General features: G+C 67.8%; 18 protein-coding genes. 11 read left to right on the top strand and 7 right to left on the bottom strand.

The features are described from left to right. The first annotated feature begins 7 nt into the window (after window positions 1-7). The 7 genes from ligD to NJH59_RS08275 are packed head-to-tail and all read left to right on the top strand — an operon-like array spanning window position 8 to window position 6,760. Complete coding sequence (gene ligD / locus NJH59_RS08305; RefSeq protein ID WP_253086636.1) at window positions 8-2,509, top strand: DNA ligase D; 2,502 nt, start codon at window positions 8-10, stop codon at window positions 2,507-2,509. Beyond that, window positions 2,506-2,778 (top strand): hypothetical protein, encoded by a 273-nt coding sequence (locus tag NJH59_RS08300; protein ID WP_078481216.1) that lies wholly within the window; start codon window positions 2,506-2,508, stop codon window positions 2,776-2,778. Before ligD ends, NJH59_RS08300 begins: the two co-directional genes overlap by 4 nt. After that, the gene (locus NJH59_RS08295; protein ID WP_054914439.1) at window positions 2,775-3,818 is read left to right on the top strand and encodes a hypothetical protein; all 1,044 of its coding nucleotides are present in this window, start codon (window positions 2,775-2,777) and stop codon (window positions 3,816-3,818) included. Before NJH59_RS08300 ends, NJH59_RS08295 begins: the two co-directional genes overlap by 4 nt. Then, window positions 3,815-4,576 carry a PIG-L deacetylase family protein gene (locus NJH59_RS08290; RefSeq protein ID WP_088515078.1) on the top strand — a complete coding sequence of 254 codons (762 nt, stop codon included), beginning with the start codon at window positions 3,815-3,817 and terminating at the stop codon, window positions 4,574-4,576. The genes NJH59_RS08295 and NJH59_RS08290 overlap by 4 nt, the downstream gene beginning before the upstream one ends. Before the next feature lie 11 nt (window positions 4,577-4,587). Further along, window positions 4,588-5,187, top strand: a complete 600-nt coding sequence (locus NJH59_RS08285; RefSeq protein WP_054914437.1) for a trans-aconitate 2-methyltransferase — start codon at window positions 4,588-4,590, stop codon at window positions 5,185-5,187. Next, window positions 5,184-5,843 carry a glycosyltransferase gene (locus NJH59_RS08280; protein WP_043860031.1) on the top strand — a complete coding sequence of 220 codons (660 nt, stop codon included), beginning with the start codon at window positions 5,184-5,186 and terminating at the stop codon, window positions 5,841-5,843. Before NJH59_RS08285 ends, NJH59_RS08280 begins: the two co-directional genes overlap by 4 nt. Continuing rightward, window positions 5,840-6,760, top strand: coding sequence for a DUF72 domain-containing protein (locus NJH59_RS08275; RefSeq protein ID WP_043860032.1), 921 nt, complete (start codon window positions 5,840-5,842; stop codon window positions 6,758-6,760). Before NJH59_RS08280 ends, NJH59_RS08275 begins: the two co-directional genes overlap by 4 nt. A gap of 77 nt (window positions 6,761-6,837) precedes the next feature. Here the strand turns inward: NJH59_RS08275 and NJH59_RS08270 are convergent, their stop codons facing one another. Next, window positions 6,838-7,725: a LysR family transcriptional regulator gene (locus NJH59_RS08270; RefSeq protein WP_088515079.1), complete on the bottom strand. Its 888-nt coding sequence runs from the start codon at window positions 7,723-7,725 to the stop codon at window positions 6,838-6,840. A gap of 114 nt (window positions 7,726-7,839) precedes the next feature. On the opposite strand from NJH59_RS08270, the gene NJH59_RS08265 reads away from it, so the two are divergent. Together NJH59_RS08265 and NJH59_RS08260 are read left to right on the top strand one after the other, a co-directional pair. After that, window positions 7,840-9,033 carry an MFS transporter gene (locus tag NJH59_RS08265; RefSeq protein WP_253086635.1) on the top strand — a complete coding sequence of 398 codons (1,194 nt, stop codon included), beginning with the start codon at window positions 7,840-7,842 and terminating at the stop codon, window positions 9,031-9,033. A gap of 5 nt (window positions 9,034-9,038) precedes the next feature. Next, complete coding sequence (locus NJH59_RS08260) at window positions 9,039-9,410, top strand: hypothetical protein (protein WP_058540247.1); 372 nt, start codon at window positions 9,039-9,041, stop codon at window positions 9,408-9,410. A gap of 78 nt (window positions 9,411-9,488) precedes the next feature. On the opposite strand, the gene NJH59_RS08255 is transcribed toward NJH59_RS08260, so the two are convergent. From NJH59_RS08255 to NJH59_RS08245, 3 genes are read right to left on the bottom strand one after another with little or no spacing between them, the layout of a single operon-like run. Next, window positions 9,489-10,319: a Ku protein gene (locus NJH59_RS08255; RefSeq protein ID WP_058540248.1), complete on the bottom strand. Its 831-nt coding sequence runs from the start codon at window positions 10,317-10,319 to the stop codon at window positions 9,489-9,491. 14 nt (window positions 10,320-10,333) lie between these two features. Further along, complete coding sequence (locus tag NJH59_RS08250) at window positions 10,334-11,242, bottom strand: SDR family oxidoreductase (protein WP_043860037.1); 909 nt, start codon at window positions 11,240-11,242, stop codon at window positions 10,334-10,336. Between the two features lie 27 nt (window positions 11,243-11,269). Then, the gene (locus NJH59_RS08245) at window positions 11,270-11,440 is read right to left on the bottom strand and encodes a metallothionein (RefSeq protein WP_043860038.1); all 171 of its coding nucleotides are present in this window, start codon (window positions 11,438-11,440) and stop codon (window positions 11,270-11,272) included. Window positions 11,441-11,629: 189 nt separating this feature from the next. On the opposite strand from NJH59_RS08245, the gene NJH59_RS08240 reads away from it, so the two are divergent. Next, window positions 11,630-12,244, top strand: a complete 615-nt coding sequence (locus NJH59_RS08240) for a Yip1 family protein (RefSeq protein ID WP_054914434.1) — start codon at window positions 11,630-11,632, stop codon at window positions 12,242-12,244. Between the two features lie 15 nt (window positions 12,245-12,259). On the opposite strand, the gene NJH59_RS08235 is transcribed toward NJH59_RS08240, so the two are convergent. The 3 genes from NJH59_RS08235 to NJH59_RS08225 form a co-directional block, all read right to left on the bottom strand. Next, window positions 12,260-12,523, bottom strand: coding sequence for a DUF1652 domain-containing protein (locus NJH59_RS08235; RefSeq protein ID WP_043860040.1), 264 nt, complete (start codon window positions 12,521-12,523; stop codon window positions 12,260-12,262). Between the two features lie 127 nt (window positions 12,524-12,650). Then, on the bottom strand, window positions 12,651-13,604 hold the full coding sequence (locus tag NJH59_RS08230) for a class I SAM-dependent methyltransferase (RefSeq protein WP_043860041.1): 954 nt from the start codon (window positions 13,602-13,604) through the stop codon (window positions 12,651-12,653). Between the two features lie 11 nt (window positions 13,605-13,615). After that, entirely contained in the window at window positions 13,616-14,956 is a 1,341-nt protein-coding gene (locus tag NJH59_RS08225; RefSeq protein WP_253086634.1) for an iron-containing redox enzyme family protein, read from the bottom strand. Window positions 14,957-15,173: 217 nt separating this feature from the next. Here NJH59_RS08225 and NJH59_RS08220 point away from each other — a divergent pair, with 217 nt between their 5' ends. After that, entirely contained in the window at window positions 15,174-15,344 is a 171-nt protein-coding gene (locus tag NJH59_RS08220) for a KGG domain-containing protein (protein WP_078481227.1), read from the top strand. The last annotated feature ends 15 nt before the right edge of the window (window positions 15,345-15,359 follow it).

The following is a 15,359-nucleotide window of genomic DNA, read 5'->3' as shown; positions in this document are numbered from 1 at the left end:
CACGGCAATGGCCAAGCCACTGCAGGAATACCAGCGCAAGCGCAACTTCGACGCCACCCCGGAGCCGGCCGGCAAGGCCCGCCGCGGTGCGCGCGCGCAGGCATTGCAGTTCTGCATCCAGAAGCACGACGCCAGCCACCTGCATTACGACTTTCGCCTTGAGCTGAACGGCACCCTCAAGAGCTGGGCCATCCCCAAGGGCCCGTCACTGGACCCGAAGGTCAAGCGCCTGGCCGTCCACGTCGAAGACCACCCGCTGGACTACGCCAGCTTCGAGGGCAGCATCCCCGCAGGCCATTACGGTGCGGGCGAAGTGATCGTGTGGGACCGCGGCGTGTGGCTGCCCGAGGGCGACCCGGCCCAGGGCTATGCCAGCGGCAAGCTGCGCTTTCGCCTGCAGGGCGAAAAGCTGAACGGCACCTGGCATCTGTTTCGCACCCGCCTTGGCGGCAAGAAGGAACAGTGGATGCTGGTCAAGTCCGACGACGAGGCTGCCCGCGCCGAGGCCGACTACGACGTGCTGCAGGCCCAGCCCGACAGCGTGCTCAGCGAGCGCAGCCTGATCCCGCGCACCAAGGGCAAAGACAAGGACAAAGACAAGCCCAAGGCCGCACCCCCGCCTCGCCGCCCAGCCAGGGCCGGCACACTGAGTGCGGCCAGGAAGGCCACCCTGCCCGCCGCCCTCACGCCGCAACTGGCCACCCTGGTGGAAACCCCGCCACAAGGCGACTGGCGCTACGAGGTCAAGTTCGACGGCTACCGCATCCTGGCGCGCATCGACGGCGACGACGTGCGCCTGTTCACCCGCAACGGCCACGACTGGATCGCGCGCATGCCGCTGCAGGCCAAGGCCCTGGCCAGCCTGGGGCTGAGCTCGGCCTGGCTGGATGGCGAAGTGGTGGTGGCCAACGCCGAGGGTATCGCCGACTTCCAGGCCCTGCAGAACGCCTTCGACAGCGACACCGATGCCAACATCGTCTACTACCTGTTCGACCTGCCCTACCTCAATGGCATGGACCTGCGCCAATGCCCGTTGCAGGAGCGGCGCGCCGCCCTGGCGGCCGTGCTTGAACCGGCCGACGAACAACGCCTGCGTTTGAGTGCCGACTTCGACGAAGCCCCCGAGTCCCTGCTGGCCAGCGCCTGCCAGATGCAGATGGAGGGCCTGATCGGCAAACGTGCCGACAGCCTCTATGTATCGCGGCGCAGTCACGACTGGATCAAGCTCAAGTGCAAGCAGCGCCAGGAATTCGTGATCGTCGGCTTCACCGAACCCAAGGGCAGCCGCGCCGCGTTCGGCGCCCTGCTGCTGGGGGTGCACGACGCCGACAGCGGCCAGCTGCGCTACGCCGGCAAGGTCGGCACCGGCTTCAATACCGCCACCCTGCAGAGCCTGCTCCAGCGCCTCACCCCGCTCGAGGTGAAAAAGCCCGCGGTCGCCAACCCACCCACCGGCGCCGAAGCCCGCGGCGTGCACTGGCTCAGGCCACAGCTGCTGGCCGAGGTGGCCTACGCCCAGATGACCCGCGAAGGGGTGGTACGCCATTCGGTGTTCCATGGCCTGCGCGAAGACAAGCCGGCCCGCGCCATCGGCCTGGAGAAACCCGTGAAAGCGCCTACCCGCAAAGCCTCCGACAACACCCTGCGCATCACCCACCCCGACCGGGTGATCGATGCCAGCAGCGGCACCGACAAACGCCAGGTGGCCGAGTACTACGCCCAGGTCGCCGAATGGATCCTGCCGCACCTCAAGCGTCGCCCCGTGGCGCTGGTGCGCGCACCGGAGGGCCTGAGCGGCGAGCTGTTCTTCCAGAAGAACGCCGCCCAGCTGAACATCCCGGGCCTGGAGAGTCACGACAAGGCCGAGGCCGGCCAGGCAGTGATGATCATCGACCGCGCCGACACCCTGCTGGGCGCGGTACAGATGAACACCCTGGAACTGCACACCTGGAACGCCACCGCCAGGGACTTCGACAAACCCGACCGTTTCGTGCTCGACCTCGACCCCGACCCGGCATTGCCCTGGAAGGCCATGGTCGAAGCGACCCAGCTGACCCTGGCGCTGCTCGACGAACTGGGCCTGCAGGCGTTTCTGAAAACCAGTGGCGGCAAGGGCATGCACGTGGTGGTGCCGCTGACCCGGCGTGCCGGCTGGGACGAAGTCAAGGCGTTCAGCCATGCCATCGTCACCCACATGGCCGGGTTGTTCCCCGACCGGCTGTCCGCCGTTTCGGGGCCGAAGAACCGCGTGGGGCGCATCTTCATCGACTACCTGCGCAACGCCCGTGGCGCCACTACCGTGTGCGCCTATTCGCTGCGCGCCCGCGAAGGGCTGCCGGTGTCGGTACCGATCCGCCGCGAAGAGCTCACCGAACTCAAGGGCGCCAACCAGTGGAACCTGCACAACCTGGGCGAGCGCCTGGCCAATGGCGACGACCCCTGGGCCGACTACGACAAGACCCGCCAGTCGCTCACCGTGGCGCTGCGCAAGCGCATGGGCGTGGCATGAAGGGCCTGGACTGGATCGACCTGCTGCAGTGGCCGGCCATGCTGCTCACCCTGGTGGCAGCCTGGTGGATCGGCTCGCGTCAGCCGCGTCGGCGGCGCATCGGCTTCTGCTGCTTCATGGCCAGCAACCTGCTGTGGGTGGTGTGGGGCTGGCAGACCGAGGCCTGGGCATTGATCGTGCTGCAGTTCTGCCTGTGCGCCATGAACCTGCGCGGCCTGAAAAAGAATACCTCGACCCACGCTGCGTGCCCCAAGGAGTCCGCCTCATGAGCATTGTTCAAACCTTCGACCTGGGCCGCCTGGACACCCTGCTGCGCCAGTTCGCCGAACGCCCGCAACCGCTGAACCTGGACAGCCAGCTGCTCGAACTGATGCAGGCCCTGCAGGCGGCCGGCCTGGAACGCCTGCCGTTGCCCGGCCAGGGCCAGACGCTGCAGCGCTGGCAGACCCTGGCGCGGGTGGCCGGCGCCGACCTGGCCCTGGCCAAGCTGTATGAAGGGCATACCGATGCCCTGGCGATACTCGCCGAATGCGCCGGGGCGCACCTGGCCGGCAACGGGATCTGGGGCGTATGGGCGGCCGAGCCGCCCAGCGCACGGGTGCGCATCGTGGCTCGCGACAACCAGCGGGTGTACCTGCAGGGGCGCAAGGCCTGGTGCTCCGGCGCGCTGCAGATCGACCACGGCCTGCTCACCGCCTGGGACGAAGACGAACAGCCGCAACTGGTGGCGCTGGACCTTGCCGAGACGGGTCTGCACCGGGTGGCAGACGGCTGGCAGGCGGTGGGCATGGGCATTACCGCCAGCGTCGAGCTGGAACTGGAACATACGCCGGCGCACCTGGTGGGTGGCCCTGGCCAGTACCTCAGTCGCCCCGGCTTCTGGCACGGCGGCGCCGGCATCGCCGCCTGCTGGTACGGCGCCGCCGAGGCCCTGGCCGACTACCTGCGCGAACACTGCCGCCAGCCACGCCCCGACCCCCACGCCGACGCCCACCTGGGCGCGGTGGACGCTGCCCTGTGCGGCGCCGCTGCAGCCCTGCGCGAGTGCGCCGCACAGATCGACGCACAGCCCCAGGCCGATGCCCAGTTCGCCGTACGCCGGGTGCGCGCCCAGGTCGAATACGCCGCCACCCTGGTGCTGACCCACGTGGGCCGCGCCCTGGGTGCCACCCCGTTCTGCCGCAACAGCCACTTCGCCCGGCTCAGCGCCGATCTGCCGGTGTTCCTGCGCCAGAGCCACGCCGAGCGCGACCTGGCCGAACTGGGCCGGCAACTGGCCGGGCGTGAAGCCGGCGGGTGGCAGCTATGAGCGTCGACAACCCGATCAAGGCAGCCGGCAGTGGCACGCCATTGTCGCTGTGGCAGGCGTCCAGCGCCCTGGCCCAGGTCGCCACGGTGCAGGCCGATGAGCTGCTGCCCCCCGGTGCGCGCCTGGTGGTGGTGGCGCCCCACCCGGATGACGAGGTGCTCGGTTGCGGTGGCCTGCTGTCGACCTTCTGCGGCCGTGAGCAGGCGTTGCTGCTGGTGTCGGTGACCGATGGCGAAGGCAGCCACCCCGGCTCGCTCGCCTGGCCAGGCGAGCGCCTGCGCGTGCAGCGCCCCCTGGAAAGCCGCGCAGCCCTGGCCGCGCTGGGGCTGGACGTCGACCGGGTGGCCTGGCAGCGCCTGCACCTGGCCGACAGTGGCGTGGCCGCGCACGAAGCGCAGCTGGCCCATGCGCTGGTGCGTTGCCTGCGCCCCGACGACCGGGTGCTGAGCACCTGGCGCCTGGACGGCCACTGCGACCACGAGGCCGTGGGCCGTGCCAGCGCACAGGCGGCGCAGACCGTGGGCGCGCAACTGATCGAGGTGCCGATCTGGGCCTGGCACTGGGCCCGGCCGGACGACCCGCGCCTGCCGTGGCGCCGTGCGCGCAAGCTGGCGCTCAGCCCGCAGCAACTTGCGCGCAAGCGCGCCGCCATCGCCGCGCATGCCAGCCAGCTCCATGCCGATGGCGAGCAGCCACCGGTGTTGAGCCAGACCACCCTGCAACGCCTTCTGCAACCTTTCGAACTGCTGTTTCTATGACGGGTGTTTCCATGAGCGTATCGCCGCAGTATTTCGAACAGCTGTTCGAGCACGATGAAGACCCCTGGGCCTTTCGGACCCGCTGGTACGAGAAGCGCAAGCGCGACCTGACCCTGGCCTGCCTGCCGCGCCAGTACTACACGCGCATCTTCGAGCCCGCCTGCGCCAACGGCGAGCTCAGTGCAGCGCTGGCCGAGCGCACCGAGGCCCTGCTGTGCCAGGACCTCAATGCCACTGCCGTGGAGCTTGCGCGCCGGCGCCTGGCAGCCTGCCCCCAGGCCAGTGTGAGCCAGGGCCACCTGCCCGGCGACTGGCCGGGGGGCGAGTTCGACCTGATCGTGCTCAGCGAGATCGGCTACTACCTCGACCCCGCGCAGTGGCTGCAGGTGATCGAACAGGCCGTGGCCAGCCTGAGCCCTGGCGGTGCGCTGCTGGCCTGCCACTGGCTGCACCCCATCGACGGCTGCCCGCAGGATGGCCGCCAGGTACACGCCCTGCTCGATCAGCGCCTGCCGCTGTACCGCGCCGTGCGCCACGAAGAAGCCGACTTCCTGCTCGAATACTGGTGTTGCCAGCCGTGTGCCATTGACCTGCAGGAGCCTTGCCTATGATCGGCGTGATCGTCCCCGCGCATAACGAAGAACAGTACCTGCCGGCCTGCCTGCGCGCCCTCGGGCAGGCGGCGGCGCAGGCCGAGGCCCTTGGCGAGCGCGTAGAGATCGTGGTGGTGCTCGACCAGTGCAGCGATGCCAGCCAAGCCATTGCCCTGGCGCACGGCGTGCACACCCTGCAGGTCACTGCGCGCAACGTGGGCTACGCCCGGCGTGCCGGCGCCAGCTGGATGCTCGAGCGCGGCGCGCGCTGGCTGGCCTGCACCGACGCCGACAGCTGCGTGCCGGCCGACTGGCTGGTGTGCCAGCTGGACTGCGCCGCCGACGCCGTGTGCGGCACGGTGCACGTGGAGCAATGGCAGGCGCACCAGGATGCGGCGTTGCAGGCGCGTTACCTGGCCCACTACCAGGCCCGCGAGGACCACCGGCACATCCATGGCGCCAACCTGGGCATCTGCGCCAGGGCCTACCAGCGGGTCGGCGGGTTCCGGCCCGTGCCGCTGGACGAAGACGTGCAACTGATCAGCGACCTTGAGCTGAGCGGCGCGCGCATCGTGTGGACGGCACGCAACAGCGTGTCCACCAGCAGCCGTGGCGACTGCCGGGCGCGGGGCGGCTTCGGCGACTTCCTCACCACCCTGGCGGCTACCCCGTGAGCCGTGGCGCGGCGCAGGTGCATATCGGCATCTCGGGCTGGCGCTATGTGCCGTGGCGGGGCGACTTCTACCCCGAGGGCCTGCGCCAGAAGGACGAGCTGCACTTCGCCTCGCGGGCGGTCAACAGCATCGAGATCAACGGCACCTTCTATGCGCTGCAACGTCCCGAGCGTTTCGCCGGCTGGGCGGCCGAAACGCCGCCAGGCTTCGTGTTCAGCGTCAAGGCGCCGCGCTTCATCACCCACGTGAAGCGCCTGCGCGAGATCGACGAACCGCTGGCCAACTTCTATGCTTCCGGCCCCCTGTCGCTGGGCAGCAAGCTGGGGCCGACCTTGTGGCAGTTCCCGCCGAACATGCGTTTTGACGAGGGGTTGTTCGATGCGTTTCTGGCGCGCCTGCCGCACACCGGCAAGCAGGCCAAGGCCCTGGCCGCGCAGTGTGCCGAGCGGATGCAGCGTGCGGGTTACCTGGAGGGCGCCGACCGGCAGGTGGTGCGCCATGCAGTGGAGGTGCGTCACGAGAGCTTTCTGGACCCGGCGTTCGTGGCGTTGCTGCGCAAGTACCGGGTAGCGCTGGTGGTGGCCGACACGGCGAAGAAGTGGCCGCATGTGGAGGACTTGACCAGCGACTTCGTGTACATGCGCCTGCATGGGGATGTGGCGCTGTACAGCAGCGGTTATTCAGAGGCGGCCTTGCGCGGCTGGCAAAAGCGTATCCAGGCGTGGAAACGCGGGGCGCAGCCTGGGGATGCGCGGTTGATCGATGCGGCGAGTGCGGCGCCGAAGGCGGCGCATCGCGATGTGTACTGCTACTTCGACAACGACATCAAGGTGCGCGCGCCCTATGACGCCAGACGGTTGCTGGAGCTGCTGAAGCTGGACAAGGGCCTGGAAGCGACACCGGGTGCTGCGCTGTAGGAGCCAGCCAGGCTGGCGAACCGGACACCGCGAAACACCGGCCAACGCAGCGCGCCCTTCGCCGGCAACGCCGGCGCCTACATGCCGTTCACATACCCCTTGAGAAAGTCGATCCAGGCCCGCACCTTGCGCGGCACGTGGTTGCTGGCCGGGTACAGCGCGTACACGCTCTGCTCGGCAAAGCGATACCCCGGCAATGCATCCAGCAGACGCCCGGTACGCAGGTCGTCCTCGATCAACCAGGCCGGCAGCAGCGCCACGCCCAGCCCCTGCAAGGCGAACGAACGCAGGATCGAGGCATTGTCCGCCACCATCACCGCCCGGCCCGATGGCTCGTACACCGCCGCCTCCCCCCTCTGATCGAGCAACGCCCAACCGGCCTGGCGCTCGAAACGCCCATGCACCAGCCTGGGCAAGGCGTTCACCTGGGCAAGCGTCGCCCCTGGCACGCCCACGCCCGGCGCCATCACCAGGTGCACTGCATAGGTCTCCAGGCACACCCCGCGGTAGCCTGAGTCCTGCGCCTGACCCAACCGGATGGCCACGTCGAAGCGCTCCTGAACCAGGTCCGCATGGCTGGTGTGGGTTTCCAGCCGCACGTTGAGCAACGGGTGCTCGCGCATGAACAGCTGCAAGGCCGGCGCCACCACGCGCAAACCGTACTCCACCGTGGAGGTGACCCGCAGGCTGCCCTGCAACCCGCCATGCTCGGCACGCGCCTGCTCGATGGCCAACCGCGCCTGCTCCAGCACCAGCAGGCACTGACGGTAGAAGCCCTCGCCGGCATCGGTCAACGCCACCCGGCGCGTGGTGCGGATCAGCAGGGTCACGCCCAGCTGCGCCTCCAGCTGCTTGATACCGAAGCTGACCGCGGCGCGGGTCTGGCACAGGCGTGTGGCCGCCGCCGTGAACGACCCCGCCTCCACCACGGCGCAAAACAGCTCGAAACGGTCCAGGCTGACCATGCAAAGGCCCCTTGATTGTCAAAATAATTCGACCAATCTGGCAGTATTGCGGGGCTTATTCAATCATAAGCACCGCCCTACACTGCGCCCATCGTTCTCCAGCGGCGCCCCGTCATGCCTTTTCGCAGCAAAGTCAGCCTGATCTTCCTGATGGGTTTTGCCCTCGACCTGCTCAACCTGTTCGTGCTCAACAGCGCCTACCCCGCCCTGCAGCGCCAGCTCGGCGCCTCGGTCACGCAACTGGGCTGGGTCGGCAACGCCTACATGCTCGGCCTGACCCTGATCATCCCGCTGGGTAACGGGCTGGCGCAGCGCATCGGCGAGCGCGCCACCCTGCTGCTGTCGCTGGCCCTGTTCGGCCTGGGCTGTGCCCTGGCAGGCTCGGCCCGGAGCATCGAGGCACTGATCGGCTGGCGCCTGCTGCAGGGCCTGGGTGGCGGCCTGCTGATCCCGGTGGGCCAGGCGCTGGCCTACCGCGCCTGCCCCGCCAGCGAGCGCGCCGGCCTCACCTCGCGGGTGATGATGGTGGCCCTGCTGGTGCCGGCGCTGTCGCCGGCGCTGGGCGGGCTGATGGCCGACCAGGGCGACTGGCGCTGGGTGTTCTTCGCCCTGCTTGCGCCCACCCTGGCGTGCGCCGCGCTGGTGCTGGCCTGGCTGCCCGGCGGTCGGCCCCAGCCCAGCGCACGGCCGGCCCTGGACCTGCGCCTGTTGCGCCAGCCTCTGCTGCACACCGCCATGCTCATCTACCTGTGCGTACCGGGCGTGTTCATGGGGATCAACCTGGTGGCGGCGCTGTACCTGCAAGGCACGCTGGGCCTGAGCGCCACTGCCACCGGCGGGCTGATGCTGCCGTGGGCCGCCGGTGCGCTGGCGGCGATCGCCCTGAGCCGGTGGCGCTTCAACGCACTGGGCCCACGCCCGCTGCTGCTGGCCGGCATGGGCATTCAAAGCCTGGCGGTGCTGGCGTTGGCCAGCCCCTGGCTGGTCGCCCACCCCGGTTGGCTGGTGCTGCTGTATGCGTTGCTGGGCCTGGGCAGCAGCCTGTGCAGCAGCACCGCGCAGACGGCGGCGTTCGTGGCGATCCCCGAGGCGGCCATGGGCGCGGCCAGTGCGCTGTGGAGCCTGAACCGGCAGTTGAGTTTCTTTTTCGGGGTGGCGTTGCTCGGCGCAGTGCTCGACTGGCGATTGCCGGGGCCTACAGCCTACGCGCAAGCGCTGGCGCTGGGCGCCGCGCTGACCTTGCTGCCCTTGCCCTGGGTGCTGCGCCTGCCGGGCGCCGGGGCCGTGTTTGTTCAACCTGTGGAGTGAATGCAATGCCAGAGCGTAATGCGGGGTTTGAAGAGGTGCTGGAGGCGCATGTGCAGATCCGCCAGTGGCTGGCCGGCGAGGCACGGCCGCCGTTGCTGGAGCGCTTTGCCGAGGGGTTCTCGATGTTCACGCTCAAGGGCACGGTGCTCGACAAGGCGCAGCTGGAGGGTTTTTTTGCCCAGGCCTATGGCTCGCGGCCTGGCCTGCGCATCGAGATCGATGAGATGCACGACGTGGCGCCGGGGGTGGTGACCTATCGCGAGCATCAGCAGGATGACAGCGGCCAGACCACGCTGCGCTGGTCGACGGTGGTGTTCGATGGGCAGGGCAAGTGGCTGCATTTGCAGGAGACCGCGGTAACGCCGCAGCCTGTGTAGGAGCCAGCCTTGCTGGCGAAGCGAATACCGCAAAAGCCCGACAGACCGCGGTGTGGCCTTCGCCGGCAACGCCGGCTCCTACCGCGAAGGCGCTGCCTTCCTGGCCGGCGCCTTCTTGCCCCCACCCAGGCTGCGCTTGAGCAGCTCGGTGAGGTCGATGATGTCCGCACCCTTGCCCGCTGCCTGGTCTTCGGGTGCCTCCACGGTGGCGATCTTGCCCTGGCTGGCCTTCTCCTCCACCAGCGCCATGATGGTGTCCTTGAAGTCGTTGTGGTACTCCTGCGGCGTCCAGTGCCCGGCCATGTCCTCCACCAGACGCTTGGCCATCTGCAGCTCCTTCTTGTCCACCGTGGCCGCGCTCACGCTCTTGTCCAGCTCCAGCCCTTCGAGCCCGCGGACCTCATCGGGCCAGCGCAGGGTGATCATCACCAGGGCGTCCTCCAGCGGGCGCAGCAGCGCCAGGTGCTGCTGGGTATGCAGCACCACCTTGGCCAGCGCCACCTTGCCGGTGCTCTCCAGGGTCTGGCGCAGCAGCGCATAGACCTTGCCACCGCGCTTGTCCGGCGCCAGGTAGTACGGCGTGTCGAAGTGCTGCAGCGGGATCTCGTCACTGCCCACGAACGAGAAGATATCGATGGTCTGGGTGGCCTCGGGCCGCGCCTTGCGGATCTCGTCCTCGCTGATCACCACATAGCGGCCCTTCTCGAACGCCACGCCCTTGACGATATGCTCCTTGTCGATCTCCTTGCCGGTGACCTTGTTCACCCGCTTGTAGCCCACCGGGTCCATGCTGCGCTTGTCGAGCCAGTCGAAATCGACCCGGTCGCTGCTGACCGCCGTGGTCAGCGACACCGGGATATGCACCAGCCCGAAACTGATCGCGCCCTTCCAGATCGCCCTGCTGGCCATGCTCGTCTCCTCGCCTAAGGCAATGGGTTGCCACCGGTCACGCCAAACACTTCACCGGTGATGTAACTGGATTCCTGCGACGCCAGCAGCACGTACAGCGGCGCACACTCGGCCGGCTGGCCGGGGCGCTTCATCGGCGTGTGCCCGCCGAAGTCGGGGATCTTCTCCGGCGGCTGCCCGCCGCTGGGCTGCAGCACCGTCCAGATCGGCCCCGGTGCCACCGCGTTGACGCGGATGCCGCGCTCGATCACCTGCTTGGCCAGGGCCTTGGTAAAGGCCACGATCGCCGCCTTGGTGGTGGCGTAGTCGAGCAGGGTCGCCGACGGCTGGTACGACTGGATCGATGCGGTATTGATGATGGTGGCCCCGGCCGGCATCAGCGGCACGGCCGCCTGGCACAGCCAGAACAGCGCGTACACGTTGGTCTTCATGGTGGCGTCGAACTGCTCGCTGCTGACCTGGCCCACCTGCTTGCGCGCCACCTGCTTGCCTGCCACGTTGACCAGGATGTCCAGCCCACCCAACTGGTCGTGGGCCTGGCTGACCAGTTCGCGGCAAAAGGCCTCGTCCTTGAGGTCGCCCGGCAAGGCGATGGCACGCCGGCCCTCGGCCTCGATCAACTGGATGACTTCCTTGGCATCGCTGTGCTCGATGGGCAGGTAGTTGAGCACGATGTCCGCACCCTCGCGGGCAAAGGCGATGGCCACCGCACGGCCGATCCCGGAGTCGGCGCCCGTGATCAGCGCCTTGCGCCCCTGGAGCCGGCCAAAGCCCTGGTAGCTGTGCTCACCGTGGTCCGGCTTGGGTTGCATGCCGCTGTCCAGCCCAGGCGCCGATTGGCCCTGGGCCGGAAACGGCGGTTGCGGGTACTGGGTCAGCGGGTTGCGCATGCTGTACTGGTTGCTGGGTTTTGGCGTCGACATCGGGATCCTCCGGTACGGTTCAGTGCCTCAGTGCGTGGGGGCCTGCCTGGCGCAGCCGCAGCCACTGGCAGAACAGGGTTTGCCGGCCGGGTGATGATCGGCGCAGGCCTGACAGCAATAAGACTTGCCTTCGCGTTGCACGGGGTTGTCGCCGACCTTGCAGTTGCAGTCCGGGCAGGCACAGGTCTGTTGGTCCATGGTCTTGACTCCTGAAGGTGATGGTCGTCATCGGTGGCGCCGTTTGGCGCCCCTGCAAGAAGTGACCGGCCCGCGCGCGCAATGGTTCAAGGCAGTTGGTCCGCTTGCGGCAAAGCCGATGAAACCCTGGCCGCTTTGTGACCTCCACAGAACACGAGGGGCCCTTTCGCCCCGGTACCGGAGACCGCCATGACAAGCCACCTGGTCAAGCTGTTCACCCAACCCAACTCGGCGTGGGCCGACATTCGCCACGACGAGGAAGCCCACCCGCGTCACTACCTGTCACACCTGCTGTTGCTGGCACTGATCCCCACCGTATGCCTGTTCATCGGGATCACCTCGGTGGGCTGGAGCCTGGCCGAAAACGAGAACGTGCGCCTGAGTGCCAGCAGCGCGTTGCAGCTGTGCATCCTGCTGTTTCTGGCGATCATGGCGGGCACGGTGCTGATGGGGGCATTCATCCGCTGGATGTCGCGTACCTTCGATGCACGCCCCACCCTCAACCAGTGCATCGGTTTTGCTGCCTACACTGCCACACCGTATTTCGTAGCCGGGCTGGCCGGGCTGTACCCGAGCCGTTGGCTGGCGGTCACGATACTGGGCGCGGCCACGGTGTACGCGACCTTTCTGCTGTTCACCGGTCTGCCGACCTTCATGCGCATCCGCAAGGAAGACGGCCTGCTGTACTCGGCCAGCGTGTGGGGGGTGGGGTTGCTGGTGCAGGTGACCATCCTGGTGTCGATGATCCTGTTCTGGTTCAACACCCTGCAACCGGAATACCTGCGCCCGGCCGGCCTGGGCTAGCCGGGCGCATGGGGGTCAGGCGCGGTACAGCCTGCGCGGCTGCAGGCCCATGGTGCGGCGCTCTTCGCGGATCTGACCCACCAGGTCCGCGATGGCCCGCACGTCGGGCAAGGCGCTCAGCTGGATACCCGTGACCGTAAGCTCGGCATACTCGGCATCGGCCGGCAGGTGGATGGTCAGCGCCAATCCGTCGCTGCACGCCACTTCACAGCGCCATGGCAGAAAGGCGCCTTCTATCAGGCGACGCAGTTCCAGATCACACACTCCGTTCATTGGCATGATGCAACCCTCGATGTCTCAGGTGTAACCACTAGTAAGGGCCCCCCGGGCCCGACATTCAAATCGAAAACTCCAATACAGCCCACGGCATCTGATTGACCGGGGCAATGAAACCGCACCGGCATGTTCAACCGTTGCGCGTCACCGTCAGCCCCACCGCTGCAATGCGCTCGACCTGCTCGTAGCCAGGTTCGAGCAGTTGCTCGCCAAACACGTCAGGGTCCAGCTCCTGGTAGTGCCACGACCATTGCGGGGCGGTGAGCTGGGCACGGATGGCGGCCAGGAACGGGTCGTGCCCGTCGACCATCGCCACCCCGGTGTACAGCAGCAGCGTGCCGCCCTGGCTCAGGCGCCCGATTGCCTCGTTGACGATGCGCAGCGACAGGTCGGCGCCCAGGCTGCCGCCACCGTGCCGATAGGCGCGGCGGCCGGCATCGAGCATGTACGGCGGGTTGGCGACGATCAGGTCGAAGTTGCCGGTAATGCCCTGCAGTACATCGCTGTGCGCCACCGACACATTGGCCAGCCCGGCCAGGGCCACGTTGATCGCGCTCAGGCGCAGGGCGTCGGGGTTGATGTCCAGCGCGGTGACCTGGGCGTGCCGGCGTGCACGGCCGATCAGTATCGCCCCTACCCCGGCCCCGCAGCCGATATCCACCGCGTGGTTGATTTCGCTGAAGCGGCCCTGCAAGTGGCTGGCAATGAAGTGTGCGAAACGGTAGCTGTCGGGCCCGAAGAACACCGCATCGGCCTGCGTGGTGGGAAAGCCCGAATGCACGAACAGCAGGTCCTCCAGGCTCGACCAGCGCACCCGGCTGCGCCAGCAGTCGCCGTCTTCGTCGAGAATCTGTGCCACGCGCATCTGCGCCAGTTCGTCGGCCGACAGCAGCGAAGCGGTGAACGGACGGTTCCAGCCAAAAATGTCGCGCAGGGTGCGCGCCCGCGCCGCGCTCTGGCGCTCGTTGTTGCGCTGCTGGGTCAGCGGGGTGACGCAGGTGAAGCGGTAGCCGTCGGCCTGCAGGCGCCGGCCCAGTTGCAGCAGGGCCTTGTCCGCTTCAGGCTGGCAGGTGTTCAGCAGCATGGTGCACTCCTTCAGTTTAGGCCGGTGAGCTGGCGGTACATCCGCGTGGCCTGCAGGCCGCGCGGCAGTGCATGGCGGTTGCCGGCCATGGCGTCGATCAGGCGTTCGATACGGCACTGTGCGGGCAGCGCCTGCAGCTCGATGTCGAGCGCGGTGTCGTCCGAAGGCATCGAGGGTTGCAGGGCGCTGCCCTGGGTACGTTCGGGGTTGCCGGCCGGCTGCCAGTCGCCAGCGATCCAGTCATGCAGCAGCTGCTTTTCATACACGCTGAACACCCCGAACATCGCCGCGCCCGGCCCCTCGATCACCTGCCAGAAGCGGCTGAGCTGTGGGTCCTGCCCGCGTTTGATCCAGCCCTTCTGTTCCAGCACGCCAAGAAAGCCAGGCATGCTGCCCGGATCGGCCAGCCATTGATTGACGGTGCGCCCCTGGAAGCGGCAGTAGTCCGAATGCATGTGCTGGCCGAAGGCGCGCTTGCGTTCGAGCAGCGCCACCACCTCGGCCTCCAGGTCAAAGCCTGCGATGATCGCCGCCGAGCCCTGGCCCAGGTCGTTGAGCCGGTAGCCGGCGACCACGCGCTGGTAGAAACGCCCGTCGTCCTGCTCCGGGCGCAACTGCTGCAGGGCCTGCACGGCCTTGCGTGCATGGCCGCTGCTGGCGTTGTCGATGGTGACGTGCAGGCGAAAGTACTGGGCATCCAGGCCCAGTTCGTCGAGCTCGTAGGCGCTGATCAGCAGGTGCAACGGCAGCTGCTCATAACCCAGGTTGTAGCCGATCACCTCGGGCAGGAACATGTCGCTGTTGGCCCCCAGCGCCAGCTGCAGGCAGCCCTGCAGGTAACGCTCGTCGGGCAGCGGCACCGGCTCGTGGCAACCGGCCTCGGCCAGCAGGCGGCGATAGATCAGCACATGGTTGCAGGCCGGGTCGCCATCGCCCAGCTCTTCGAGGTAGATACGGATCAGCCCGTGATAGCGCGGGTCGGCCCAGTGTCGCAGCAGCCCGTGCAGCCAGGCGCCGTCCACCGCCTTGGTGGGGGCCACATGGTGCAGAAAGTACAGCGCGTGAGCGCGAGTGCTGAAATAGCGCCGGGGCGCGCCGGCCTTGCGCCCGGCCAGGTACTCGGCGTATTCGCCGGCAACTGCGGCGGTGCGCCGGTCGGTCCACGCGTCCAGTTCGCCCGGGGTTGCCGGCAGGTCGTCCTGCAGACCCTGGGTGCGCAGCAGTTGCTCGGCCAGCCAGGCGGCACTGCCCACCAGGTCACCGCGCAGCAGCGCCTGGTAGCGGTCGAGCAGGTCGCCGGCCTGAACCTGCGCCAGGTCGGCAGTCGGGCGGGTTGCGTTCATCACGGTCATGGCCGTTGTCCTCTTGGCTGCCCCTTGCAGTCGATATGCAAGGGAATGGGCGCTGCGCTGCAAAGTTCCACAGCCCCGCCAAGCGGATGAAAAAGTCGTGCGGGCTTACCGTTCGTCTCATGCACGCAAAGATTTTAAAACTTTGCCCCGTGGCCTATCTCCACACCTATGTGAGGTCCACAAGGCTTCGCATCCCAATGACATGAGGATCAGCATCATGGACAAGAAAGAAAACTCGGGAAACTTTGCCAACGACAAGAACAAGGCGTCGGAAGCCGGCAAAAAAGGTGGGCAGGCCTCCGGAGGCGGCGCTGGCAGCCAGGGCAACAAGAAGCCTGACGCCACCAAGTCTGACACCCGCAAACCAAGTGGTGGTGGTCGTAGCTGACGCTCGAGCGACCGG

The organism is Pseudomonas sp. VE 267-6A (assembly GCF_024126555.1).
Lineage (GTDB): Bacteria > Pseudomonadota > Gammaproteobacteria > Pseudomonadales > Pseudomonadaceae > Aquipseudomonas > Aquipseudomonas palmensis.
Note: the sequence above shows the minus strand (reverse complement) of the source record. Positions and strands in the feature narration are given on the sequence as shown.

Coding starts and splice junctions, on each gene's coding strand:
- NJH59_RS08220 (WP_078481227.1), top strand. CDS start 15,174: ATGGACAAGAAAGAAAACTCGGGAAACTTTGCCAACGACAAGAACAAG.
- NJH59_RS08290 (WP_088515078.1), top strand. CDS start 3,815: ATGAGCGTCGACAACCCGATCAAGGCAGCCGGCAGTGGCACGCCATTG.
- NJH59_RS08240 (WP_054914434.1), top strand. CDS start 11,630: ATGACAAGCCACCTGGTCAAGCTGTTCACCCAACCCAACTCGGCGTGG.
- NJH59_RS08230 (WP_043860041.1), bottom strand. CDS start 13,604: ATGCTGCTGAACACCTGCCAGCCTGAAGCGGACAAGGCCCTGCTGCAA.
- NJH59_RS08235 (WP_043860040.1), bottom strand. CDS start 12,523: ATGCCAATGAACGGAGTGTGTGATCTGGAACTGCGTCGCCTGATAGAA.
- NJH59_RS08280 (WP_043860031.1), top strand. CDS start 5,184: ATGATCGGCGTGATCGTCCCCGCGCATAACGAAGAACAGTACCTGCCG.
- NJH59_RS08260 (WP_058540247.1), top strand. CDS start 9,039: ATGCCAGAGCGTAATGCGGGGTTTGAAGAGGTGCTGGAGGCGCATGTG.
- NJH59_RS08270 (WP_088515079.1), bottom strand. CDS start 7,725: ATGGTCAGCCTGGACCGTTTCGAGCTGTTTTGCGCCGTGGTGGAGGCG.
- ligD (WP_253086636.1), top strand. CDS start 8: ATGGCCAAGCCACTGCAGGAATACCAGCGCAAGCGCAACTTCGACGCC.
- NJH59_RS08285 (WP_054914437.1), top strand. CDS start 4,588: ATGAGCGTATCGCCGCAGTATTTCGAACAGCTGTTCGAGCACGATGAA.
- NJH59_RS08265 (WP_253086635.1), top strand. CDS start 7,840: ATGCCTTTTCGCAGCAAAGTCAGCCTGATCTTCCTGATGGGTTTTGCC.
- NJH59_RS08295 (WP_054914439.1), top strand. CDS start 2,775: ATGAGCATTGTTCAAACCTTCGACCTGGGCCGCCTGGACACCCTGCTG.
- NJH59_RS08245 (WP_043860038.1), bottom strand. CDS start 11,440: ATGGACCAACAGACCTGTGCCTGCCCGGACTGCAACTGCAAGGTCGGC.
- NJH59_RS08255 (WP_058540248.1), bottom strand. CDS start 10,319: ATGGCCAGCAGGGCGATCTGGAAGGGCGCGATCAGTTTCGGGCTGGTG.
- NJH59_RS08300 (WP_078481216.1), top strand. CDS start 2,506: ATGAAGGGCCTGGACTGGATCGACCTGCTGCAGTGGCCGGCCATGCTG.
- NJH59_RS08225 (WP_253086634.1), bottom strand. CDS start 14,956: ATGACCGTGATGAACGCAACCCGCCCGACTGCCGACCTGGCGCAGGTT.
- NJH59_RS08250 (WP_043860037.1), bottom strand. CDS start 11,242: ATGTCGACGCCAAAACCCAGCAACCAGTACAGCATGCGCAACCCGCTG.